The 20,994-nt window shown below is 51.4% G+C and carries 23 protein-coding genes; 17 read left to right on the top strand and 6 right to left on the bottom strand.

Annotated elements, in window-relative coordinates; all coding sequences use genetic code 11:
* Window positions 1–90 precede the first annotated feature (90 nt).
* Window positions 91–1,164, top strand: a complete 1,074-nt coding sequence (locus tag ACK3CJ_RS06565) for a polyamine ABC transporter substrate-binding protein (RefSeq protein ID WP_409525649.1) — start codon at window positions 91–93, stop codon at window positions 1,162–1,164.
* 139 nt (window positions 1,165–1,303) lie between these two features.
* On the opposite strand, the gene dgt is transcribed toward ACK3CJ_RS06565, so the two are convergent.
* From dgt to ACK3CJ_RS06580, 3 genes are all read right to left on the bottom strand, one after another.
* Window positions 1,304–2,782: a dGTPase gene (gene dgt, locus ACK3CJ_RS06570; RefSeq protein WP_409525650.1), complete on the bottom strand. Its 1,479-nt coding sequence runs from the start codon at window positions 2,780–2,782 to the stop codon at window positions 1,304–1,306.
* A gap of 285 nt (window positions 2,783–3,067) precedes the next feature.
* Window positions 3,068–3,415 (bottom strand): hypothetical protein, encoded by a 348-nt coding sequence (locus ACK3CJ_RS06575; protein ID WP_409525651.1) that lies wholly within the window; start codon window positions 3,413–3,415, stop codon window positions 3,068–3,070.
* Between the two features lie 179 nt (window positions 3,416–3,594).
* Window positions 3,595–3,774, bottom strand: a complete 180-nt coding sequence (locus tag ACK3CJ_RS06580) for a hypothetical protein (RefSeq protein ID WP_409525652.1) — start codon at window positions 3,772–3,774, stop codon at window positions 3,595–3,597.
* Between the two features lie 545 nt (window positions 3,775–4,319).
* On the opposite strand from ACK3CJ_RS06580, the gene leuA reads away from it, so the two are divergent.
* The 3 genes from leuA (at window position 4,320) to ACK3CJ_RS06595 (ending at window position 7,293) form a co-directional block, all read left to right on the top strand.
* On the top strand, window positions 4,320–6,065 hold the full coding sequence (gene leuA / locus ACK3CJ_RS06585; protein WP_409525653.1) for a 2-isopropylmalate synthase: 1,746 nt from the start codon (window positions 4,320–4,322) through the stop codon (window positions 6,063–6,065).
* A 137-nt stretch (window positions 6,066–6,202) separates the two neighbouring features.
* Window positions 6,203–6,601 (top strand): antitoxin Xre-like helix-turn-helix domain-containing protein, encoded by a 399-nt coding sequence (locus tag ACK3CJ_RS06590; protein ID WP_409525654.1) that lies wholly within the window; start codon window positions 6,203–6,205, stop codon window positions 6,599–6,601.
* Window positions 6,595–7,293 (top strand): RES family NAD+ phosphorylase, encoded by a 699-nt coding sequence (locus ACK3CJ_RS06595; RefSeq protein WP_409525655.1) that lies wholly within the window; start codon window positions 6,595–6,597, stop codon window positions 7,291–7,293. The genes ACK3CJ_RS06590 and ACK3CJ_RS06595 overlap by 7 nt, the downstream gene beginning before the upstream one ends.
* A 194-nt stretch (window positions 7,294–7,487) precedes the next feature.
* On the opposite strand, the gene ACK3CJ_RS06600 is transcribed toward ACK3CJ_RS06595, so the two are convergent.
* Window positions 7,488–8,147, bottom strand: coding sequence for a peroxiredoxin (locus ACK3CJ_RS06600; protein WP_409525656.1), 660 nt, complete (start codon window positions 8,145–8,147; stop codon window positions 7,488–7,490).
* Window positions 8,148–8,713: 566 nt separating this feature from the next.
* Here ACK3CJ_RS06600 and ACK3CJ_RS06605 point away from each other — a divergent pair.
* From ACK3CJ_RS06605 to vapC, 6 genes are all read left to right on the top strand, one after another.
* On the top strand, window positions 8,714–10,303 hold the full coding sequence (locus ACK3CJ_RS06605; protein ID WP_409525657.1) for an SAVED domain-containing protein: 1,590 nt from the start codon (window positions 8,714–8,716) through the stop codon (window positions 10,301–10,303).
* 24 nt (window positions 10,304–10,327) lie between these two features.
* The gene (locus ACK3CJ_RS06610) at window positions 10,328–11,605 is read left to right on the top strand and encodes a nucleotidyltransferase domain-containing protein (protein ID WP_409525659.1); all 1,278 of its coding nucleotides are present in this window, start codon (window positions 10,328–10,330) and stop codon (window positions 11,603–11,605) included.
* A gap of 969 nt (window positions 11,606–12,574) precedes the next feature.
* Window positions 12,575–13,306, top strand: coding sequence for a ThiF family adenylyltransferase (locus tag ACK3CJ_RS06615; protein WP_409525660.1), 732 nt, complete (start codon window positions 12,575–12,577; stop codon window positions 13,304–13,306).
* Window positions 13,299–13,784 (top strand): Mov34/MPN/PAD-1 family protein, encoded by a 486-nt coding sequence (locus tag ACK3CJ_RS06620; protein ID WP_409525661.1) that lies wholly within the window; start codon window positions 13,299–13,301, stop codon window positions 13,782–13,784. The genes ACK3CJ_RS06615 and ACK3CJ_RS06620 overlap by 8 nt, the downstream gene beginning before the upstream one ends.
* A 374-nt stretch (window positions 13,785–14,158) precedes the next feature.
* Window positions 14,159–14,353, top strand: coding sequence for a type II toxin-antitoxin system VapB family antitoxin (locus tag ACK3CJ_RS06625; RefSeq protein ID WP_409525662.1), 195 nt, complete (start codon window positions 14,159–14,161; stop codon window positions 14,351–14,353).
* The gene (gene vapC / locus ACK3CJ_RS06630) at window positions 14,350–14,751 is read left to right on the top strand and encodes a type II toxin-antitoxin system VapC family toxin (RefSeq protein WP_409525663.1); all 402 of its coding nucleotides are present in this window, start codon (window positions 14,350–14,352) and stop codon (window positions 14,749–14,751) included. Before ACK3CJ_RS06625 ends, vapC begins: the two co-directional genes overlap by 4 nt.
* A gap of 56 nt (window positions 14,752–14,807) precedes the next feature.
* Here vapC and ACK3CJ_RS06635 read toward each other — a convergent pair whose 3' ends face one another.
* Window positions 14,808–15,848: a zinc-dependent alcohol dehydrogenase family protein gene (locus ACK3CJ_RS06635; protein ID WP_409525664.1), complete on the bottom strand. Its 1,041-nt coding sequence runs from the start codon at window positions 15,846–15,848 to the stop codon at window positions 14,808–14,810.
* Window positions 15,849–16,012: 164 nt separating this feature from the next.
* On the opposite strand from ACK3CJ_RS06635, the gene ACK3CJ_RS06640 reads away from it, so the two are divergent.
* Window positions 16,013–16,474 (top strand): Lrp/AsnC family transcriptional regulator, encoded by a 462-nt coding sequence (locus ACK3CJ_RS06640; RefSeq protein WP_409525665.1) that lies wholly within the window; start codon window positions 16,013–16,015, stop codon window positions 16,472–16,474.
* Between the two features lie 7 nt (window positions 16,475–16,481).
* Here ACK3CJ_RS06640 and ACK3CJ_RS06645 read toward each other — a convergent pair whose 3' ends face one another.
* Entirely contained in the window at window positions 16,482–17,441 is a 960-nt protein-coding gene (locus ACK3CJ_RS06645) for a helix-turn-helix transcriptional regulator (protein WP_409525666.1), read from the bottom strand.
* Window positions 17,442–17,564: 123 nt separating this feature from the next.
* Here ACK3CJ_RS06645 and ACK3CJ_RS06650 point away from each other — a divergent pair, with 123 nt between their 5' ends.
* Genes ACK3CJ_RS06650 through ACK3CJ_RS06675 form a run of 6 tightly spaced genes read left to right on the top strand, consistent with a single transcriptional unit; the run spans window position 17,565 to window position 20,882 of the window.
* Window positions 17,565–18,095 (top strand): glutathione S-transferase family protein, encoded by a 531-nt coding sequence (locus tag ACK3CJ_RS06650; RefSeq protein WP_409525667.1) that lies wholly within the window; start codon window positions 17,565–17,567, stop codon window positions 18,093–18,095.
* Window positions 18,040–18,330, top strand: a complete 291-nt coding sequence (tnpA, locus tag ACK3CJ_RS06655; protein ID WP_409522936.1) for an IS66 family insertion sequence element accessory protein TnpA — start codon at window positions 18,040–18,042, stop codon at window positions 18,328–18,330. Before ACK3CJ_RS06650 ends, tnpA begins: the two co-directional genes overlap by 56 nt.
* A gap of 50 nt (window positions 18,331–18,380) precedes the next feature.
* The gene (gene tnpB, locus ACK3CJ_RS06660) at window positions 18,381–18,671 is read left to right on the top strand and encodes an IS66 family insertion sequence element accessory protein TnpB (protein WP_409522935.1); all 291 of its coding nucleotides are present in this window, start codon (window positions 18,381–18,383) and stop codon (window positions 18,669–18,671) included.
* A 28-nt stretch (window positions 18,672–18,699) separates the two neighbouring features.
* Complete coding sequence (gene tnpC, locus ACK3CJ_RS06665; RefSeq protein WP_409522934.1) at window positions 18,700–20,331, top strand: IS66 family transposase; 1,632 nt, start codon at window positions 18,700–18,702, stop codon at window positions 20,329–20,331.
* Window positions 20,321–20,587, top strand: a complete 267-nt coding sequence (locus tag ACK3CJ_RS06670) for a hypothetical protein (RefSeq protein ID WP_409522933.1) — start codon at window positions 20,321–20,323, stop codon at window positions 20,585–20,587. Before tnpC ends, ACK3CJ_RS06670 begins: the two co-directional genes overlap by 11 nt.
* Window positions 20,588–20,636: 49 nt before the next feature.
* Window positions 20,637–20,882: a hypothetical protein gene (locus tag ACK3CJ_RS06675; protein WP_409525668.1), complete on the top strand. Its 246-nt coding sequence runs from the start codon at window positions 20,637–20,639 to the stop codon at window positions 20,880–20,882.
* Window positions 20,883–20,994 lie beyond the last annotated feature (112 nt).

Genomic DNA, 20,994 nt, shown 5'->3' on the forward strand with positions numbered 1-20,994 from the left:
GTACTGATCGGGTGCCAGGCTGATGTGCAACTGGTGCAAACAGCTCTGTCCCGGCAAACAACAAAAACGATGAACGTGGGAGTTGCAGTCATGAAAGGTTCTAAACGCATCATCTCTACACTGGCCCTGGGCCTTTTCGGATCAGGGCTGGCCAACGCCAGTGAAACCCTGACCATTGTTTCCTGGGGCGGCGCGTTTGCGCACAGTCAGCAGGAGGCCTACTACAAACCCTTTTCCGAGAAGACAGGTGTTGAGATACGCATGGTGGATTTCAGCGGCGGTCTGGCTGAGATCAAAACGCAGGTGGAGACCGGCAATGTAGTGTGGGATCTGGTGTCTCTGGATCGTCCTGATATTGTGCGCGGCTGCGAAGAGGGGTTGTTGGAGCGGTTTGATCCGGCGTTGCTGAATCCCGGGTCGGACGGCACACCGGCGCAGGATGATTTCATCATGGGCGCGATTCATGACTGTGCGGTTTCCTCGATTGTTGTATCCAACGTGTTGGCCTATAACACTACGCAGTTCCCTGATGGCAATGCCCCCAAGTATCTGACCGACCTGTTTGATATTGAGAAATATCCGGGTCGTCGTGCACTGCAGCGTCAGCCACAGGGCAATCTGGAGTGGGCACTGCTGGCCGATGGTGTGGACTCGGAACATGTCTACCCGTTGCTGGAGACCAAAGAGGGTCGTGAGCGTGCTTACAGTAAGCTCGAAAGCATCAAGGATCACGTGATCTGGTGGTCTGCCGGTGCTCAGCCACCGCAGTTGTTGGCTGATGGTGAGGTGATCATGACCTCTGCCTTCAATGGCCGTATTCAGGCAGCTCAGCGTCAGGAGGGGCAGCCCTTCGAGATCATCTGGGATCATCAGATCGGTTATATGAACGGCTGGGCGATTCCAAAAGGCAGCCCTAAGCTGGAGCGGGCGCTGGAGTTCAAGGTGTTTGCGGCAGAAACCGAACAGTTGGCTAAGCAGGCGGAGTACATCGCTTATGGTCCTACCCGCAAATCCTCTGCTGCTCTGCTGCCTGCCAATATTCTGCGCGACATGCCGACCGCACCGGAGAATTTCCAGAACGCATTTCTGTTTGATGATGCCTGGTGGTCTGATTATGCCGATGAGCTGACCGAGGAGTTCACTACCTGGCTGGCGAAGAGTTAATCATTTTCCCTTGGTTGTGTGATTGAAAACCTGCATGCCTTTTAGCCACAACCCACAAACAGGGCTGTGGCTTTTTTTTATGTCCAGGGATGGGCAATATGCTGGCAACGCAGGAGCGGTTGCCAGTGATGCCCAGGGATTATCCGATCACCGACAGGGTGCGATACTCATCCAGCGCGTACTGATCGGTCATGCCACTGACCATATCCTGCAACAGACGGCAGCGGCAGTAACCCTCCCACAGGGTTGCGTTGCCAACAGGCTGATCGCGCATCTGCAGATAAGCCTTGATATGTTTGTTCGGCAGGCGTCGGAACAGCAGGCTTTCTATCAGCAGTTCTTTACTGCTGCCTGCCAGCAGCTCATCAAACTGAGCCTGCGACAGCATCAGTAATGGACGATAGTGATCCAGCAATCCGCTCAGAATCCGGTATCCCTGCAGCTCCAGGGTCTTGACCTCATCTACCGAAAAGACATGCTTGATCGCGACCTTTTTCAGTGTCTCGATCACCGCATGACAGGGGGAGTCATCTTCCAGCAGCGCACGGTTCAGATCACCCGCGAAGATGTTCTCCAGATGTTCAATAAACGCATCCGCGGCGTGCTGTACCAGTGGGTGGATCAGTCCAACTCTGAGCCAGACAAAAAACTCATGATCCTTGTTGATCGATTCCTGCTCCGAGCGCTGTAGCGCATACTCGATGATCTGGGCAAAGGAGCGGCTGGTCTTGCGAGGATCAGTAAAGTGCTTCTCATCAGCATCCTGTGGTCGCAGCGCAGCAAACTGTTCAATCAATAACTGCTTTAAGCGCTGCGTGCTCAGAATTTTCTTATCTACGGCATCTTCAAGATCTGCCAGACAGTAGGAGATATCGTCTGCCGCCTCCATCAGATAGCTCAGTGCAAAACGGTGCCCCGGCTGCATTTTCAGCGCCTGCTGCATCTGTGCCACAAACTCGCGTTCCGAAAAGTAGTAACCCGGCTTTTTCATCAAATAACTGAGCGGGTGGCCGGTATCCGGGCGGGGGTCGGTGGCGCAGCGCGTGTATTTGAGAATGCAGGCCGATTGCAGATAGGTAAGATTGAGCTTCTGCAATTGGCTGATCAGACGTATTGCCTGAGCATTGCCCTCAAAACTCTGCAGTTCACGCTTCAGTTGAACGGTAAAAAATGCCTCCTCCTCTGTCAGAGAGGAGGGGTTCAATATCGGCAACTGATCCAACTGGTCACGGAACCAGCGCGAGATGGCGGCTTCGCCGAAATGACCAAAAGGCGGATTGCCGATATCGTGCATCAGGCAGGCCATCTCCACCAGACTCTCGGTGGCACGCTCCCGTCCGGCCAGGCCGTACTTCTCCGCATCATCTCCCAGCTTGTCAAAAATGGTGCGGGTGATAAATCGACCTGTCTGCTGCACCTCCAGCGAATGGGTCAGACGAGAGCGCACAGCGGCATTATGCTCCAGCGGAAACACCTGAGTTTTCTGCTGCAGACGGCGCACGGCAGCCGAATTTATGATCCTGCCGCGGTCGCTTTCCAGCTGGGCGTCGAGGTTATCATCGCTACCGGCACTGGAGTAAGGGCGCTGTGCCGAAAAGCGGCTTGAGAAATCTACCATGACGGGCGCTGTTCCTTTTATTCAGATGGTCTGAAGCTCATAGTCTTATTTTGTCACGCCCAGTATGTTACAACCTGCAGCAGGATTCGAGCAGTTCGAGGGTGTTGTCGCCGGGGAATGGCCGGTTATTTCGCTGTTATATCACAGCGATTTGAGCTGAAGGCATAGTTCATCGCGCTGTGGATCATCAAGGTCGTGTAAAGGTACCTGGCCCGAATGGCATTGGGTTAAGTTCAAGCGTGTGTTTCCACGCTATCACAGCTTTTCGGTCGGCACTGCTCTGGATTACTCTGCGATATGGATATACAGCGTCATTAGATTGGACTCGCCATTAATCGTTTCAATCAGTGAAAAACCATGGCGTTCGTAATATGAGATTAGCGCTGGAATATTCTCACACTCCAGAATGATGACTCGACCACCAATAAGTTCTTTTGCAGCAGCAAATACGGCATAGGCTTCGTTCAGTATGTCGGCGAGCGTGATTGCGTTGCCACCTACGCTTGCATTTTTACCCAATTGGCCGATCAGAAATGACCTGATACGCTCGGCATTTTTGCTGATACCATCCAGTTTAAGTATTTTAGACTTGCTGAGCCCTGTATTTTCAAGGACGAGTTCTTTGAACGACACTGAGAAGTAGGCAAGAAGGTCGCCAGTTGTTTCATCCAGAATCAGGTAGGTACGAGCATTCCCCGTTTCTTCAAAGCGAATCGCTTTGCCGGGGTCGGTCAGGAAGTTTTCGACATCGAAATTGCGGGGACAGGTGAAGGTGCTGAGGAGCTGGGTAGAGTTGTCTTTACCAAGCCCCTTCAGCAGGTCTCCGAGTTGGACAATCGTTGTTTTAATAGCTTGATTCCCTTCGCGCTCTCAGCCTTGTAGTCGCGTTTGGCGACCTTGATCATGCGGGGGTTCGCCAAGTCACGGTGAATCCGGTCAATAGATTCCTGATCGGCCACCACAAAACTCTTATCAAACGATGTTGTTGCCATGGGGCACCTCCTTTTTAGCAGTTGCCTGACTGCATTATAACAGATTCCTTGAAGACTACACTGAATGTCCGCATGGCTTGCATCCTTCGACGTATCCAGCAGGATGGACGCGCCTCGAATATCTCCCTGCGAGAGTTGAAAGCATCCACCCGGTTGCCGTTGTAGCTATTGATGAACTGGGGGGAAGAATAAGGGGTGATAAATTAGGGGTTGTCTTCCCGCGATGAACTAGTTAAGGTTAAGGCATGAAGACAACTTACTCGATCGTACATCTGCTACCCCTCCTACGACTACTCTGATGGTCTGTTGGGCGCTGCCTGACACTCGCAAAACAGAAACACTCAAGCAATCGAAACACTCAAGTAACAGAAACATCAGAGACCAAAAATGTTGTCATTCATCTTCAGTCAGTTCAACGTTCTACTACTCGGCCTACTACGACTGCTCCCCGGGGGCTGAGCCGCGTGTTTTGGCGGTGCTCAGTCACCTCATCTCTTGCCGCCAAACACCTGAATGACCAAAAATTGAAGAGAGTAGACTGAGCCATGAGCAAATTCACCAGCGCATCCACAAGAACCACCACCGCCCCATCAGCAAACGCCCGATCCTCGTTTGATCATCGCAAATATGTTGCCTACGATGCACCGGCTTTACCCGACCGTACCTGGCCGGATCAAGTGATCACGCAAGCGCCCATCTGGTGCAGCGTTGACCTGCGCGATGGCAACCAGGCGCTGGTTGACCCCATGACCGTTCCGCAGAAAGTCACGATGTTTGAGTTGCTGGTGGACATGGGTTTCAAAGAGATCGAGATCGGCTTCCCATCGGCGTCGCAAACGGAGTTCGATTTCTGTCGCAAGCTGATCGAAGAGAACCGCATTCCTGACGACGTCACCATTCAGGTGTTGGTTCAGGCGCGTGAGCTGTTAATAGCGCGAACGTACGAAGCGCTGAAAGGGGCAAAAAAGGCCATCGTTCATGTGTACAACTCCACCTCGCGGGTGCAGCGTGAGCAAGTCTTTCAACAGGATATGAAAGAGATTCGTAACCTGGCACGACAGGGCGCTCGTTGGGTTAAAGACTACGCGATGCAATACCCAGAGACGCATTGGCGCTTTCAGTATTCGCCCGAGAGTTTCACCGGTACCGAGTTGGAATACGCCATATCGGTATGCAATGCGGTGTTGGATGTGTGGCAACCCACTGCTGATGCCAAAGCCATTATCAATCTGCCTGCTACTGTCGAAATGAGCACACCTAACGTGTTTGCTGACCAGGTTGAGCGCGTGCATCGAGCACTGGCCTGCCGCGATGCCGTCGTGTTGAGCGTGCATACCCATAATGACCGCGGCACCGGTATTGCGGCGTCGGAACTGGCAGTGATGGCAGGCGCGGACCGCGTCGAGGGAACCTTGCTGGGCAATGGCGAGCGCACCGGTAATATGGATATCTTCACTATGGCGATGAATCTGTATTCGCGCGGAGTCGATCCCGAACTCTATTTGGCTGATGTTGACCGCATTGAGCAAGTCTATACCGAGTGCAACAACTTACCCGTGCATCCACGTCATCCTTATATCGGCGAGTTGGTATACACGGCCTTCTCGGGCAGCCATCAGGACGCGATCAAGAAATGTCTGGATGCACGCCAAACCAATGACCCGTGGGAAGTGGCCTATCTGCCGATTGATCCTGCGGATTTAGGTCGCAACTACGAGGCGGTCATTCGCGTAAACTCGCAGTCTGGCAAAGGCGGTGTGGCGTACTTGCTGGAACAGCAAACCGGATTCCGTCTGCCGCGTGCATTACAGGTAGCGTTCAGTCAGGTGGTACAGCAGGAATCTGAGCGCTCATCGAAAGAGATCCGGACTGACTGGATAGAAGCCTCGTTCAACGCCCAGTATTGCCGCAAGGCACCCTTGGCTATTGAGAGCTATCGCTTGAATGCAGCGCGTGATGGTAAAGATCAACTGGCCGTGGAAGTACGTTTTAATGGACAGGTACAAACCTGGGTAGGTAAAGGGCAGGGGCCATTGGCTGCCTGGGTCAATGCTGTTAACAGCCATTGCGGTTTGAACCTGGAAGTGGACGACTACGCAGAACATAGCCTGGGGCACGATAAAGACGCCAATGCTGTAGCATTTGTGGCGCTGACCATGGGCAAAGACACCTTCTGGGGCTGTGCAACGGGCAGTGATATCGTCCGCACAGCGCTGGATGCTTTGGCAGCCGGGTGCAATGCCGCACTGAGCCAGGCGGGTAACGAAGGGTCTTTATCCGAATTAGCGTGATAAGCCTATGAGATGTCCTGAACAGACGGTCGTGCGCTGGTCGTCTGGATCATGAATCTTTCAATAGACAATTTATGGATATTTGTCTATCATTGTCCTTGTGGTCTGGCTATGAGTTGCCGACCGGAGGAGCAATCATGGCATCAGCATTGCTGGCAACAGAAACAGGTAAACAAGCCTCGGGCGTAGGCCTGAAAGTGGCGCTGAAAATTCTGCATCACTGGGGAGCTTCACCTGAGCAGGTTCAGTCGATTCTGCGTATCTCCAAGGCGAGCTATTACAATTATCTGAAGTCGCCCGAAGCGGCGAGCCTGAATCCAGATCAACTGGAGCGGGTCAGCTATCTGCTGAATATCCACGCTGCCTTGCGCACCTTGTTTGACAACCCCGAGAATGTTTACGGCTTTATGGCGATGCCGAACGACAATCCCTATTTCAATGGCAAATCTCCTCTTGAGTTGATCGGAACAGGGCAGTTTTCTGCGCTTTATGAAACCTTCCGCCGCATAGACAGCCTCAGAGGTGCCGCTTGGTAACAGACGCTGCCAGGTTACAGCTACTCGATCGGGCAATCCGATCGGGATATCGTCTGGTTAACTCGAAGTTTCCTCCAATCTCATTGTTTGATGATGTTGCGGATCAGGATGAGTTCGAACTCCTCTTTGAGCTTCAGGCGCTGACCAATCCAAGGCAACAAAATGAGGTCGGAAACCTCAACCTGTTGCCAGCCGACCAGATCCCGTTCGGCATTACCGGCTGCTCCTACGCAGTGGCTCCCTTCACCCATGTCAATCCGGACGGCAGTCGCTTCAGTGATGGACAGTCGGGCGTGCTGTATATAGCAGATCAGATAGAAACCGCTCTGGCCGAGGTGCGCTACCATCAACAGCGCTATTGGGAAAGGGTGCAAGGCCTGAAGTTTGATCGGCTGGTGTTCCGCACTCTCTCGTGCCGCTTTGATGCCAGCCCGCTGCATGATGCAACTGTGCTGGACAGCCAGCATCCCATCTACAACCCGGATGACTATCAGGCGGCCCGGCAACTGGCTGCAGAACTGAGGCGTCAAAAATCTGCCGCGCTGCAATACCACTCGGTCCGCCAACCTGGCTCGATCTGCTGGGCCCTGTTTACCCCACGCTCCGTTTTGAGCATACGGCAAACCACCCACTATGAAATGATCTGGAATGGCAGCATGATCAGTGGGGTGAATAGATTGGTGAGTGGTTGAGGGGAAGGTCTACAGCAAGCGTTGATCTCAGAAAAACGTTCACAGCGGCCATACCAAACAAAAACGCCAAAGCGGCTTCAAATACTTGGCGCAGATTTAAATACCCACGATGGATCGATGCCAAGGCGGCACCATAACCGCGTCCTTGCGCCATGGATGTACCTAATATAGCCAAAGTGGTGGCAATGGGAGGCTTACTTGGGCTGTTCAACAATACGCAGATAAGGCTTCAGCGTACGATAGCCCTGGGGGTACTTCTGCCTGGCTTCCTCGTCGGAAACCGACGGAGGAATGATCACGTCGTCACCATTGCGCCAGTTCACCGGGGTGGCCACTACATGGGTGCTGGTCAGTTGAATGGAATCCAACACGCGCAGCACTTCATCGAAGTTGCGGCCAGTGGTCATCGGATAGGTCATGGTCAGTTTGATCTTCTTGTCCGGTCCGATAATGAAGACCGAGCGCACGGTAGCGTTGTCCGCAGGGGTTCGACCTTCGGAGCTATCGCCTTCAGAAGCCGGCAGCATGTCATACAGTTTGGCGACGTTCAGATCGGTATCGCCGATCATCGGGTATTTCGGAAGGTGGCCCTGGGTTTCCTCGATGTCCTTCACCCACTTTTCGTGGTTGTCCACCGGGTCGACACTCAGGCCGATGATCTTGGTGTTGCGCTTGTCGAATTCCGGTTGCAGAGAGGCCATGTAGCCCAGTTCGGTGGTGCAGACCGGGGTGAAGTCTTTCGGGTGGGAAAACAAAATGGCCCAGCTGTCACCAATCCACTCATGAAAATCGAGTTCTCCCTGAGTAGTGGTGGCCTTGAAATTTGGGGCTGTGTCGTTAATGCGTAAAGACATGGATGCATTCTCCCTGACATGGTCACAACCGAGGTTGTGTGTTGGCTTTATGGTTCCGGCACATCGGGTTCAGTGCCAGTCTCATGACCAAATCAGTATACAGGCACCGGGATTTCAAGGGCAATGCTGACAGAAAAATGTACCGGTACTCGCCGGATAGACAGCCTCAGAGGTGCAGCTTGGTAACCGACTCTGCTGGGCCCTGTTTACCCCACGCTCCGTTTTGAGCATACGGCAAACCACCCACTATGAAATGATCTGGAATGGCAGCATGATCAGTGCGGTGAAGCGGTTGGCGTAGCGGTTGAGGGGAGCATCATGTTCATTGATTTTGACTTGTTGGGTTATTTTCAACAGCCTGTCCACTTAAATCATATCGATGATTTCCAAGTGGACATTTAAGGAAGTGGTTACACAGTGGTAAGTGGGTCATTCAAGAGGAAGGTAGGACGAGATGGGAGGTTTTCAACTCTAGAGTAAAGAAACCGGCACTTTGTCATTGAAATATGATTTCGTGCCCCTACATAATATTGATATTCACGTCAGATGCTGGTGAGAACGAAAACATGTCCAAAGTAAATCGCGCTCACGTCACTGGCACCATTCGAGTTGATAATCTTGACGATCAAGAGCTAGCCAGTTGGCTAGATAATCGTTTTGCTCAAAAGCACCGTGTTGCATATCTCCACAGCGATTACTTGTGCAAGGTTGTTGATCTCGACGATCCTAGCCTTTCTCTACATCCTGCTGATCCACAAATAGCCTCTAAGGCAAGCCTGAAAAAGTTGGTTCCTAAACACCTACTCTTCAGCTTCGAAATGCCACTCGATGCTCTACAAAAAGCCCAGGTAGCCAGCGCCAATTGGAAGTGGGTGCCGGTGCGGACAAAGCCAGAAGTGGATGTTCTTGTTGCCACCCGAGATGGGCTTCTCGGCAGAGCTCGCGGCAGAGGGCCGGAGATTTCTGAGAAGACCGCACAGAAGGTATGGGCTGACGCGGGTGGCCGTTGCATGTTCGAAGGCTGTGGTGAGGATTTGTCGGAGATCCCTCTTTGGACTAAGGCTGCCAGAGTCGGCTACATGGCTCATATCATCGCATCGGATCCAGAAGGTCCCCGTGGGACACAAATGGACTCACATCGTTTAGCAGATAATTCAGAAAACATCATGTTGATGTGTGATGCACACCATCGCTTGATCGATTCCTTCGCCTCCGAACACTACTCAGCGGCTATTCTGAATGAAATGCGCCAAGCTCATCGGGACATCGTGCGCAATTACCTAAACTCATTGTCTTATCCTCGCACAAGGGCAGTTACACTACATGCCAATCTGGCGAATGTACCGACTTATTTTCATGATTCTGAGTTGATAGATGCCATTCTGGCAGTCAAACGGGCTATGGTGCCAGGAGTTATTCATTACATACGTCGTAAATCTCAACGTGATGACCGTCATTTATCTGGATTCTGGTGCCAATATCTGCGGGAACATGAGGGGGATATCCGGCAGTTAGTCTCTGGATTCAATTCGTCAAGTGGCGCTATTACTGAAAACTTGGCTATTTTCCCACTTCACCACATCCCCACGTTAATATTGGCTGGACGGATCATGGGTGAGGCACAGTCCATTCAGATTTTTCAATACGACAAAGTCAGAAGTACTTGGGCTTGGGATCGGCAAGCTACACCTCATCCCCCTGATACTTTCAGTGCTGACCCTTTACCACAGGACCGAGCATCCGAGGTTCTCATAACTATCGAACTTACAGCCCTAGTGGATGATGACGCTATACCTCCTAACCTACAAGCTGACGTGGCAGCAGGCCGCCTGCCATGGATTCGCATAAGAAGCAAAAATACAGGATTCGACTGTATTACCCATCCCGAAGACCTAGACCAGTATACGCGGGAGACTCGACGTGCGATCGTTCATGTCCAAGACGTAATGCGGGTTCAAAAAGTGCACCTAATCGCTATTAGTCCAGCCAGTACAGTGTTCCGTTTTGGCCAAATGCTTCAAGCAGGCCACCACCCCGAGTACCTCGTTTATGACAGAGCTGGACGTGACTACAAATTCACGCCTGCAATGTCCATTACTGGACACCAAGTATCTGCTGCTGACACACAGCATCCCTTTTCTATCTCTCTCCGATAAACCGGCTTGAAGGAGCTTGATATCATGAGTCAAACGAAAAGCGCCGCTCTAGTGGCACAGGCTGAGCTAGTACGACCTGCTCGATTAACGAAGAGTCTAGAATCGTTTGCAGCACTGAGAGACGGGTTCAATACTGACTCTCAGGATAGGTTTCGCTACTATAGGCCTTGGGCTCAAGCATTGAACGCAGCGAATGTGCACATTACTGTGCGTCCTGAAGAAATCTCGGCTGCCACAGATGCTTACAAGGAAGTGGGTGAGCATCTAGCGGCCAATCTCAGTTGGCCACGTGATTCTATTTTGATCCAACCACAGGGCTCAGTCAGTACACAGACCTTAATTCGGTCTCCCAATGGCAACGAAAAATTCGATATCGATGCAGTATGTCAAGTGGACATTTCCCATGTTGAAGCAGCAGATCCAATGGGATTCTTTCAGTCTGTCGGATTTGCGCTACAAGAGCTTGAAGCTGAAGCCAAAAAACGTTGCTGGAATATTCCGTTTACCAAACAGCCGTTCTACCTTGAATTTACCCCATCAGTGCCAATGGAAAGCGTCTCTATACAGACCCAGGGCGTGATGGCACCGCGTTATCGTGCAGCTCAGCAATATGACAAGACAGCGCTAGCTGTCGTGGATACACCTACGAAAAGCTGGAAAACATCAAACCCGGCAGGAATGACCAAGTGGGTTGACGACACGGCCAAGAGGTCTCTCATCCAAACGGTGGCAGTGGAGTCATTTGCAGTTGGTCGGGCTCGTGCTGACATTGCACCGGTTCCCGAACAGACAGTAGAAATAACCGATACCTTGCGGGTTGCCATCCGTCTATTTAAGCGTCATCGGGACATGTGTGTGAGACGGAGCGTTATTTCGCCCGAGACCAAGCCTATCTCAATTATAATTGTTACCTTGCTAACTGCTTGCTATGAAGGCCTTGCCGATTTGAACAGGACGTTTGAACATCCAGTAGAGTTGATGGATGAACTAGCGGCTCTTATGCCACACCTTCTGTTAAAAATAGGCAACGAGTATCATATTGATAACCCGACTGTAGAAGGTGAAAACTTCGCTGAGAAGTGGAACCATGACGGGGGCGAGCGATACAGATCATTTATAACTTGGTGCAAGGTGCTATCCGCTGATCTCAAAACAATTCTAGCTTTGACCGACCCTCAGGCAATATCTAAACGCGTCCACGAAGTGTTCGGGATACCGGTTCCTACATCAGGTGATGTCGGCTTGCATACAATGAAACCCCCAACACTCAAAGTACCTCCGGCAGGCCGTGGACTCGCGTGATCTTAGGGGGGGAATTGAGTGAACCTAGACTTATCTTTCCTACAAAGCCGCTTCCCGGGCTTACTACCCACCGCGCTAAGCCGGGAAGGTGGGGTAACTGCCTACAAGCTACAACTACCCATCTTTCAATCAGCACGAGGGTTCAAGTGGGCAGAACTGCGGTTACCGAAAGGGTTTCCTGATCGTGCTAAAGCAGTAATTCAACTATCGCCTGATGCAGTGTTGCGTGTTCCTCACTTGGATAAAAACGGGGTTCTTTGTACGGAGGGCGACCCTGGACCCGGTTTGGGCTACTCCCCTGAAGAGCGGATTATTATCACCCTGTATGCATACCAAGAGAAGTTCTTGAGACCGTGGCTAACCGGCACTATTGACGTTGACTTCGAGGACGAAGTACTCAATTACTGGGATATTGAGGTGAGGAGAGTCCGTTCGAGTGTCGATCCCGTTCGAGGCGTCTGGACTGTAGATTCCTGTCCTAGTATAGCCAGGGTTCGTAACGGGTTGCTCTTGATTCCTAATCGGATCATTATCGCCGCTGATGAGCAATTACCGATAACCAATCGGTTAATCCAGTCTATGGGCGCTTGTGTACAGCAACGCGTCAATGTTTTGGTGGCCGACATCCCGATTGCGCATGTGCTTACTCCAAGCACTTGGCCGCGTACCACCCAGGATATAGATCGCATATTGAGCGGTAGGCTTACGCCTGCGCAGTACGAGTGGTTTCAGTCATGTCGCAGTCGACGTGGCCGCAGCATACACCGGGTACTTCTTCTAAGAAGCGCCGACGTAGCATTTTCCTACCTGCTTCCCGGTGGGCCTCCGACTGTAATCGACCTAGGTGAACAGAAGAAAACGTTCCCCACTTTGCGTACGCCGTTACCACTCATTACCACTCGGTTAGACCCAGGCTGGACGGTAGGTCGAGATCAACATCCAGAGGTTGAGTGTCGTCAGAGCAAGCACGTGCTGATCTTTGGAGCTGGGGCACTAGGCAGTTCGATAATTGACCATCTCGCCAAGGCTGGGCTAGGTCGTATTTCAGTGGTTGATGCAGACAGCATTTCTTCAGCGAACATTGGACGACATCTTCTGGGTGCTGAATCAATCGGCCAGAAGAAAGCGGTTGCAGTAGCTCAGAGAGTTAATAGCGGTTATCCGGCCACAGTGGTTGTTCCATACAATATGACAGCCGATGATTGGCTCAAGAATAATTCACTTGTAGGTATAGATGTCGTGCTTGATCTTACGGGCGAGCCAGATGTGCGTGTACAAGTTGAACAAGCCAGACAGGCACATTCTTGTCCATTACTGGTTGGTTGGATGGAGCCCTATGTAGCTGCCGCCCATGCTTGTATTCTGCCAGCAGGCTATCTTTGGTTCTATAAGAGGAGGGATATACTGAATGAACTAGAGGCAGTGGATTGGCCCGAAGAAGTTATCCGGCGTGAGCCTGGTTGCAGTAGCCGATTCCAAAGCTACACAGCTGCTGCTGCAGCACATGCGGTCGCCTTGATTGCCGATAATGCATTGGATATTATCGATAGTGCTTCTGAGTTTAACTCTCCACTGATAAAGAGTTGGGTGCGAGGTCAGCGATATCTAGATAAGCACTGGCCTGGATTAAAACTCAAGGATTGGGCACTGATTGCTTCTCCGTATGATGGAGTGGTCCTGAACAGACCATTTTATGAATAGGATCTTTTTTTATCCCGATAATGCTGGTTATGTTTTGTTCACTGAGCGTGCATTGCAGCATATGTATGCCTATGCCCAGCGACGATTTTGGCAGAAGGAAGCCGGTGGCGAGATTTTTAGCTCCGAGCCTGATTCCTGTGGCCTGATCGTAAGTGCGGCGACTGGTCCCAACCCGTCAGACTATAGAAGCAGGTATTCCTGGAATCCAGACATACATGCCTCATATGAGAATAGGCAGTTTGAATATACGCAAAATAAACATGCTGTTGGTTTGTGGCATACCCATCCTGAAAGATCACCGTCCCCCTCTGGACTTGATCGAAAAACAACCAGCGAATATCTCGATTCGTTCCGAGGTGAGAGGTCTTGCTATCTGATGGCAATCATTGGTAACCATGGAAGTATTCCAGCTATGGTCGTATGGGCAGCCAACTACGGGGCGTTTGATGAGTGGATTCAATTGAAAGAAGCGCGATGATCAACAACCATTATCTCTCCCAGTATTAATGAAGCCAAGTGAAGGGGACGGAGCAACCCCGTAGGGGCGAGGATTTGATTAAGTCCAGTAAGAGCCGTGTAGTATTAGTCGCTCCGACAAAATGCTACTTGCAGGCTCATTGGACAGCCCTCTGATGACTTTTCCTGAATGGATAATACGTTGTAGTCCAAAATAACGTCCGCACCTCCTTTACGGATTTTTAGCACTGTTGCTGACAACGTCATTTTGCAGCATATGAATCTGTTTTAATTGAAGCTACTGGAGGACGTTCACTACATAGTTATTAATTGTCATGCTCTCACTGCAGTGCTAGATTGTGTATAGAGATGCAAGAATATACACATAGGTGAAGTATGAGAACAAACATTGTTATTGACGACCAGTTAATGGACGAAGCCCTCAGAGTCTCTGGCTGCGAAACCAAAAAAGAGGCTGTCGAGCAAGGCTTGAAACTTCTGGTTCGCTTGAGCAAACAGCAGGAGATCCGCAAACTGCGAGGCAAGATCAAGTGGGAAGGTGATCTGGATGAGATGCGAGGTGGCAGATGATACTGGTGGATACCAGCGTCTGGATCGACTATTTCAACGGAGTCCATAACCCACAGACAAACCTGCTGGATTCCTCGATTATTGAGGGATCAGTGGCTATCGGTGATCTGATATTCCTGGAAATACTTCAGGGAATTCGCAACGATAAAGAGTATCTTCAGACCAAAAAAAGCCTGATGGCTCTGGAGCAGTATGAAATGTTTGGCAAGGATATGGCAGAGAAGTGCGCGGACAATTATCGGGCGCTCCGTAAAAAGGGCATCACGATCAGAAAAACCGCTGATGTCATTATCGCGACGTTCTGCATAGAAAATCGCCACCCTCTGCTTTTCCTTGATCGTGATTTCATCCCCTTTGTTGACCACCTGGGGCTTGAGTCTGCTCTGAGAAACACCTGACTCCATTTATTGAACGGCCATTACATGAGCCGACGGGGCTATCAGTTGGCAGTGCGTTAAAAACGGGTAACCACAGTAACGCCAGGTGGATTATGCTTGTCCATAGTGGTCAGAGCCGTAATGGACTCTTCCAAACTGATGGTGCGGCCAAGGAGTTTATCCGGGCTGAGCTTCCCCGACTTGATCATGGCGAGCATGGCGTCATAACGGAACGCCTGCATACCGTGACTGCCGATGATTTCCAGTTCATGGGCGATGACCAGATTCATTGGGATCGGTGGTGTGGCTTGTTCGGCTAATAACAGACCCACCTGAATATGTTTGCCCAGCTTTTTCAAACTTTTGATCGAGTTGATGCAGGTTGTCGGGTGGCCTAACGCATCGAGCGAGACATGCGCGCCGCCACACGTAATCTCTTTAATGACCTGTGCAACATCCGGCACACTGGTGGCATTAATGGTCGCGTAAGCACCCAGGGATTTAGCCAGCGCTAACTTGTCGTCTGTCACATCAACCGCAATAACATTCGCCCCAATGCTGTTGGCAATCATGATGGCAGAAAGCCCGACACCGCCGCAGCCGTGCACGGCAACCCATTGCCCTGCGCTGACCTTGCCTTGATCAACCACAGCCCTGAACGATGTCACAAAGCGACAACCCAGACTGGCCGCCGTGGTGAAGTCCATGGTTTCAGGTAGCGTCACCAGATTAACATCCGCATGGTGGATAGCGACATATTCCGCAAAAGAACCCCAGTGCGTAAATCCGGGTTGGGTCTGATTACCGCAGACCTGATGATTGCCGCCATGGCACTCCGGACAAGCGCCGCATGCACTGACAAACGGCACTGTCACTCGATCACCCACCTTAAAACGTTGAACATCTTTGCCGACCGCCTCAATGATCCCGGCAAATTCATGACCAGGGACGTGAGGCAGTTCAATATCGGGATCATGCCCCATCCAGCCATGCCAATCGCTTCGGCACACACCTGTTGCTTCTACCTTGATCACGACACCATGATTCTCAGGCGTGGGGTCTTCCACATTCATAATCTTTGGTGGCGCGGAAAAATGCTCATAGACAACGGCTTTCATGTTTAACCCCTCAAATGACCTATACCTACACTTATACCTACACGTATACCTTTAGCTGACAGACTACAGAATACGCCAGAAATTACCTTGCTCTTTTTCTTGTAAATCGACGGATATAAGAAATACTATTTCATATACACAGTAATTTAGAGAGGAGTCTTTCAGTGAAGGCTTTGGATAAGGTGGATGCTGATATTGTTCGACGTATGCAGCAGGATGGCCGATTAACGAATGCGAAGTTGGCGACTGAGTTGTCGTTGAGTGAAACGCCGTGCTGGCGCCGACTGAAGCGGTTGGAAGAGGAGGGCATAATTACCGACTATCAGGCGAATCTTGATCGTCGAAAACTGGGTTTTGGTGTGATGGCTTTTGTGCAGCTGACCTGCAACCAACACGATGAAGAGACGACACAGCGCTTCGAGCAGGTGATTCAGCGTTGTGAAAATGTGTTGTCGTGCCATAACACAACCGGCGCTGCAGATTTTCTGCTGCAGGTTGTTGCTAAAGATCTGGACGATTACAGCCGCTTTGTTGATCAGGTGCTCAGAAAACTGCCCGGCGTATCCGCGATTGCATCGAATATCTCCTTGCGGGAGCTGAAAGCATCAACGCGGTTGCCAGTATAGAAGTGCTTCACTGATAGCGTTGAGCCAACTGCAACACCAGTTCTTCCATTGCCAGCCGAAGTTCCACAGGCCCAACCACTTCCAGCTCTGTCCCAAAGCGTAGCAGTTCCGCACAGCCGTGAGGGGGATTACCCACTGGGAAACGGGCAGGGTGCCAGCCTGTTTCATCCGCCGCATCGATGGTCGCGTTGGCGATCACGTAGCTCGTGCAGACAAATTCCATGATTTTCACCCCCAGGCCCGTTAACCGGACTTCTGCCATCAGCGGAAACTGGAGGGTTTCCATTCGGCGTAGACTGGCTAGCCAGAACTCCGTCAGATTGAAATCGTCCGGACGCTCAAACCGCTCCTCTTTCAGTTCAAGTGACTCGATGCGTGACACACGGTAGGTTCTGATATCAGCCTCTACCTTTGCCACCAGATACCACTGGCCGCCTTTCAAAACGACACCCAATGGTTGGGCCTCACGATGCCGAACTCCTTTCCAGCTCTGATAGGTCATTTTGATAAGCTGCTGTTCGAGCACGGCCGTCATCAATTCCGGTAGGTGGTCGGCTGGCTCGTCGTCGGAAAACCAACTCGGTGCGTCCAACAGAAAGCGACTCTGCAACCGGTCTGCTTCGTGCCTCATATCTTCTGGCAGCGCCGTCATCAGTTTCAGTTGCGCGCCAGCCAGCGTGGACTGCAGGCCCATTTTTTCTGCCGGGCCAGATAAGCCCGCCATAAAAAGGGTTTCCGCTTCTTTCGCCGAGAGTCCATTCAAACGCGTACGGTAGCCATGCAGTAGCCGGTATCCACCATGAACGCCTTGCTCGCTATAGACGGGAACGCCCATTTCACTGAGTGAATCGATATCTCGATATACCGTGCGAATCGATGTCTCGCAGGTGTCCGCCAGTTCTCGTGCGGTGACCTTGCCGTGGGTTTGCAACGTCATCAGAAGTTTCAGCAGCCGACTGGCGCGCATGGTGTCGCTCTCTCGGGTAGTGGGCGATTTTAATTTTTTGAAGTATAGCGAATATACCTGACAGAAGGTGTCAGGTATCGCGCCTATCATCACAAGTACAAATCCACTACAAGGAGTTCTACCATGAGCAACCACGAGATCGTTCTCTACCACTCTCCACAAACCCGCGGTACCGGTGTCATGTACTTGTTGGAGGAGTTAGGCGTTCCTTATGAATTGAAAGTTCTGGACAGAAGTAAAGGCGAAAACCGCAGCCCGGAGTTTTTAGCCTTGAACCCACTGGGTAAGTTCCCGACGATAGTCCACAACGACACCGTGATAACCGAGCAAGTCGCCTGCTATATCTACTTGGCCGACCTTTTTCTTGAGAAAGGTTGGGCCCCAGGCCTGAACGATCTGAAACGAGGCGCCTATTTACGCTGGATGGCGTACCAAGGCAGCAGTTTTGAGCCCGCTATGATCGACCGTGCATTCGAACGTGAACCTATTGATCCCGTTCAACTGCCTTATGGCGTAAGCGTTCATTCCAAGGCGTTCTGTCGCCCTGGTGAATTTGACCCTACAGTAACCTTATATTTTCCAACACGAGGTTACGCTTATGAAAAAGCATCGCACCCCAGAACAATGGCAAGCCCTTATAGACCAGCAGCGTGACAGCGGTCTGTCAGCCACCCAATTCTGTAAACAGCAGAATATCGGCTATGCCAGTTTCTGCAACTGGCGGAAGCGTTTATCGGAGAGTCCGGTTGATGACGCTATCAATTCCGACGAAACAGGCTTCCTGGATCTGTCGTCGTTGATGAGCAAGTCGCCGTCATCTGGATCGGACTGGAACATCGTCTTGAGTCTCGGCAATGGCGTCGAATTGCGGCTGAGCCAGAACGGATGATCGGGCTCGACAGTCAGGCCAAAATCTGGCTATGCACTGAGCCCACAGACATGCGCAAATCCTTTCGGGGGCTGAGTGCACTGGTCCGGAACCTGTTGAAGCTGGATCCACTGAACGGCCAGTACTTTGTGTTCATTAATCGTCGCAAGACCCAGATGAAAATGCTGTACTTCACGCCCACTGGCTACTGTTTATGGGCCAAGCGCTTAGAGCAGGGGCAATTCCGGATATCCCCAACCGCCTCGGGTCAGCGGACTCTGACACTGACGGATCTACAGCTGCTGATTGATGGCATTGAGGTACAGAAATACCGTCAGTTCAAGCGTTTCCGGGGCGCATAGAGGGAGGGCTTGCGGTATAATATTGGCCATGAATTCAATAGCTTCTACTCCCCATTCCAACACGCCTTCTTGCTCGGCTCTGGCTGAGGAGAATGTGTTATTACGCGAACAACTTCAGATCATGCAGCGGCAGTTGGACTGGTTTAAGAAGCAACTGTTCGGTCCCAAATCCGAGAAGCAGGTGTACGACTTGCCTGAACAGGACAGCCTGTTCCAATCAGCCGAAGTGCGACTACCTAAGCCGCCTGTCGAGGGTGAGCAACGTACGATTCAGGCCTATCAGCGTGGCACCGGTAAGAAACAACGGGGCGACGACTGCCTGAACGACACGGGCCTGCGTTTTACCGCCGATGTACCGGTGGAAGTGATCGAACAGTTACCGCCTGAACTGACTGGGCCGGACGCCAATCAGTATGAAGTCATCGGCAACAAAACGACCTACAGATTGGCTCAGCGTGTCTCCAGCTATGTGGTGCTTAAACTGCAGCGTCCAGTGTACCGGCGCAAAGGGACTGAGAAGCCGGTGACGACACCAGCTCCCTTCAACGTGTTGGATAATAGCCTGGCCGATGTCAGCCTGTTGGCAGGGCTACTGGTGGACAAGTTCCAGTTCCATCTGCCGCTGTATCGACAGCATCAGCGTATCCAACAAGCTGGCGTTACCCTGAGCCGTGGAACCCTGACCAACTTAGTTAAACGATCCATCGACTTGCTGAGACCCATTGTCGATGCCCAGACTGATAATGTATTGCGCAGCCGGGTGTTAGCGATGGATGAAACACCGATCAAGGCTGGCCATCAGAGCCGTCCAGGTCTGCAAAAAGGCAAGATGAAAACGGGTTGGTTCTGGCCGCTGTATGGTGATGCTGACGAAGTGGTGTTTACCTATTCGAACAGTCGAGGTCGATTGCATATTGAGCAGGTTCTGAACAAGCTGTTCACCGGTATCCTGATCAGTGATGGTTATGCAGCTTATGCTCACTATGCTGAGTCCCAAAAAGGCATGACTCACGCTCAGTGCTGGGTACATAGTCGCCGTTACTTTATCGAAGCCCAAAAGGATCATCCAGAGAAGGCCACAGAAGCCTTGCAACAGATAGCGCTGCTATACCAGCATGAAGAGGCCATCAAAACCCAAGGGCTGACGAGCGAGAAGAAACGCCAGTACCGACTTGAACACTCAAAGCCGGTCGTCAATGACTTCTTCCAGTGGTGCAGGGATCTGTTGAAAAGCGGTGGCTTACTGCCCAGTGATCCACTGACCAAAGCGCTGAACTATGTACTCAGTCGCGAAGCGAGCCTGAAGGTATTCCTGGAAGATCCAGATGTTCAGCCAGATACCAACCATCTGGAACGGGCCTTGCGGCCCATTCCAATGGGCAAGAAAAACTGGATGTTCTGCTGGACTGAGCTCGGGGCTGAACACTTAGGCATCATTCAGAGCTTGATCACTACCTGTAAACTGCATGGCATCAACCCCTACACCTATCTGGTGGATGTGCTGCAACGGATCAGTCGGCATCCAGCAAATAAAGTAGCAGACTTGACCCCTCGACTCTGGAAAACCCGATTCGCCGACACCCCGCTACCTTCCCTGATCAGCCCATGCCACCCTGATCGACTGAATAAACAGCCGGAGACCATCGTCTATGCGCATTGAAGACATGAGCATTGATCAATTACTGGAACTGAATCAGTACATCTGTAAACGCATAGATGAGCTTCAGAATCAGGAAACACTACAGGTGTTGAGCCAATTGCGAGTTGGGATGACAGTCATGTTCGACGGTCATAGTGGACCCGTGGCTGGAATCGTCACCAAGATCAACCGTAAAAGCGTCATTGTGCTGGGTGAGGGCATGAAGCAATACAAGGTGTCACCAGGCTTGCTTCGGCAGCTAAGGGATGTGAAGTAAGTCTATGACGTCCTGAAATGAACGCTTACCTTATGGCAGCTACGATACAATGTTGAAAACGCTCTTCGATCAAATCTCTAAAGGCCCATATTTGCTGGGCGATAAGCCTTATGCCGTCGACTTATTGTGGGGTATGAGCTTGAAATGGTGCCGGATGTTTGGGCTGTTTGATAGCAACCCGGCAGTTGACGCCTACATAGAACGCATCACATCACGCCCAGCCTTTATCAGAACAGAAGAGCGTGACCAGGTGTTAGCAGATCAACAGGCTGCCTTACAGAGTCAGGAAAGCTAGCAGTTAAGTAAAAATGTACCGGAGCCCTTTTGAAAGGGTCCGGTACGGAAATCTATCGATCAGGCTGCACGTCCTGCCTCGACCAGTTTGCAGCAGTCACCGATGCCATGGA

The organism is Nitrincola salilacus (genome assembly GCF_046271865.1).
Classification (GTDB): domain Bacteria; phylum Pseudomonadota; class Gammaproteobacteria; order Pseudomonadales; family Balneatricaceae; genus Nitrincola; species Nitrincola salilacus.

Coding starts and splice junctions, on each gene's coding strand:
- ACK3CJ_RS06565 (WP_409525649.1), top strand. CDS start 91: ATGAAAGGTTCTAAACGCATCATCTCTACACTGGCCCTGGGCCTTTTC.
- dgt (WP_409525650.1), bottom strand. CDS start 2,782: ATGGTAGATTTCTCAAGCCGCTTTTCGGCACAGCGCCCTTACTCCAGT.
- ACK3CJ_RS06580 (WP_409525652.1), bottom strand. CDS start 3,774: ATGGCAACAACATCGTTTGATAAGAGTTTTGTGGTGGCCGATCAGGAA.
- leuA (WP_409525653.1), top strand. CDS start 4,320: ATGAGCAAATTCACCAGCGCATCCACAAGAACCACCACCGCCCCATCA.
- ACK3CJ_RS06590 (WP_409525654.1), top strand. CDS start 6,203: ATGGCATCAGCATTGCTGGCAACAGAAACAGGTAAACAAGCCTCGGGC.
- ACK3CJ_RS06600 (WP_409525656.1), bottom strand. CDS start 8,147: ATGTCTTTACGCATTAACGACACAGCCCCAAATTTCAAGGCCACCACT.
- ACK3CJ_RS06605 (WP_409525657.1), top strand. CDS start 8,714: ATGTCCAAAGTAAATCGCGCTCACGTCACTGGCACCATTCGAGTTGAT.
- ACK3CJ_RS06610 (WP_409525659.1), top strand. CDS start 10,328: ATGAGTCAAACGAAAAGCGCCGCTCTAGTGGCACAGGCTGAGCTAGTA.
- ACK3CJ_RS06620 (WP_409525661.1), top strand. CDS start 13,299: ATGAATAGGATCTTTTTTTATCCCGATAATGCTGGTTATGTTTTGTTC.
- ACK3CJ_RS06625 (WP_409525662.1), top strand. CDS start 14,159: ATGAGAACAAACATTGTTATTGACGACCAGTTAATGGACGAAGCCCTC.
- vapC (WP_409525663.1), top strand. CDS start 14,350: ATGATACTGGTGGATACCAGCGTCTGGATCGACTATTTCAACGGAGTC.
- ACK3CJ_RS06635 (WP_409525664.1), bottom strand. CDS start 15,848: ATGAAAGCCGTTGTCTATGAGCATTTTTCCGCGCCACCAAAGATTATG.
- ACK3CJ_RS06645 (WP_409525666.1), bottom strand. CDS start 17,441: ATGCGCGCCAGTCGGCTGCTGAAACTTCTGATGACGTTGCAAACCCAC.
- ACK3CJ_RS06650 (WP_409525667.1), top strand. CDS start 17,565: ATGAGCAACCACGAGATCGTTCTCTACCACTCTCCACAAACCCGCGGT.
- tnpA (WP_409522936.1), top strand. CDS start 18,040: ATGAAAAAGCATCGCACCCCAGAACAATGGCAAGCCCTTATAGACCAG.
- tnpB (WP_409522935.1), top strand. CDS start 18,381: ATGCGCAAATCCTTTCGGGGGCTGAGTGCACTGGTCCGGAACCTGTTG.
- tnpC (WP_409522934.1), top strand. CDS start 18,700: ATGAATTCAATAGCTTCTACTCCCCATTCCAACACGCCTTCTTGCTCG.
- ACK3CJ_RS06670 (WP_409522933.1), top strand. CDS start 20,321: ATGCGCATTGAAGACATGAGCATTGATCAATTACTGGAACTGAATCAG.
- ACK3CJ_RS06675 (WP_409525668.1), top strand. CDS start 20,637: ATGTTGAAAACGCTCTTCGATCAAATCTCTAAAGGCCCATATTTGCTG.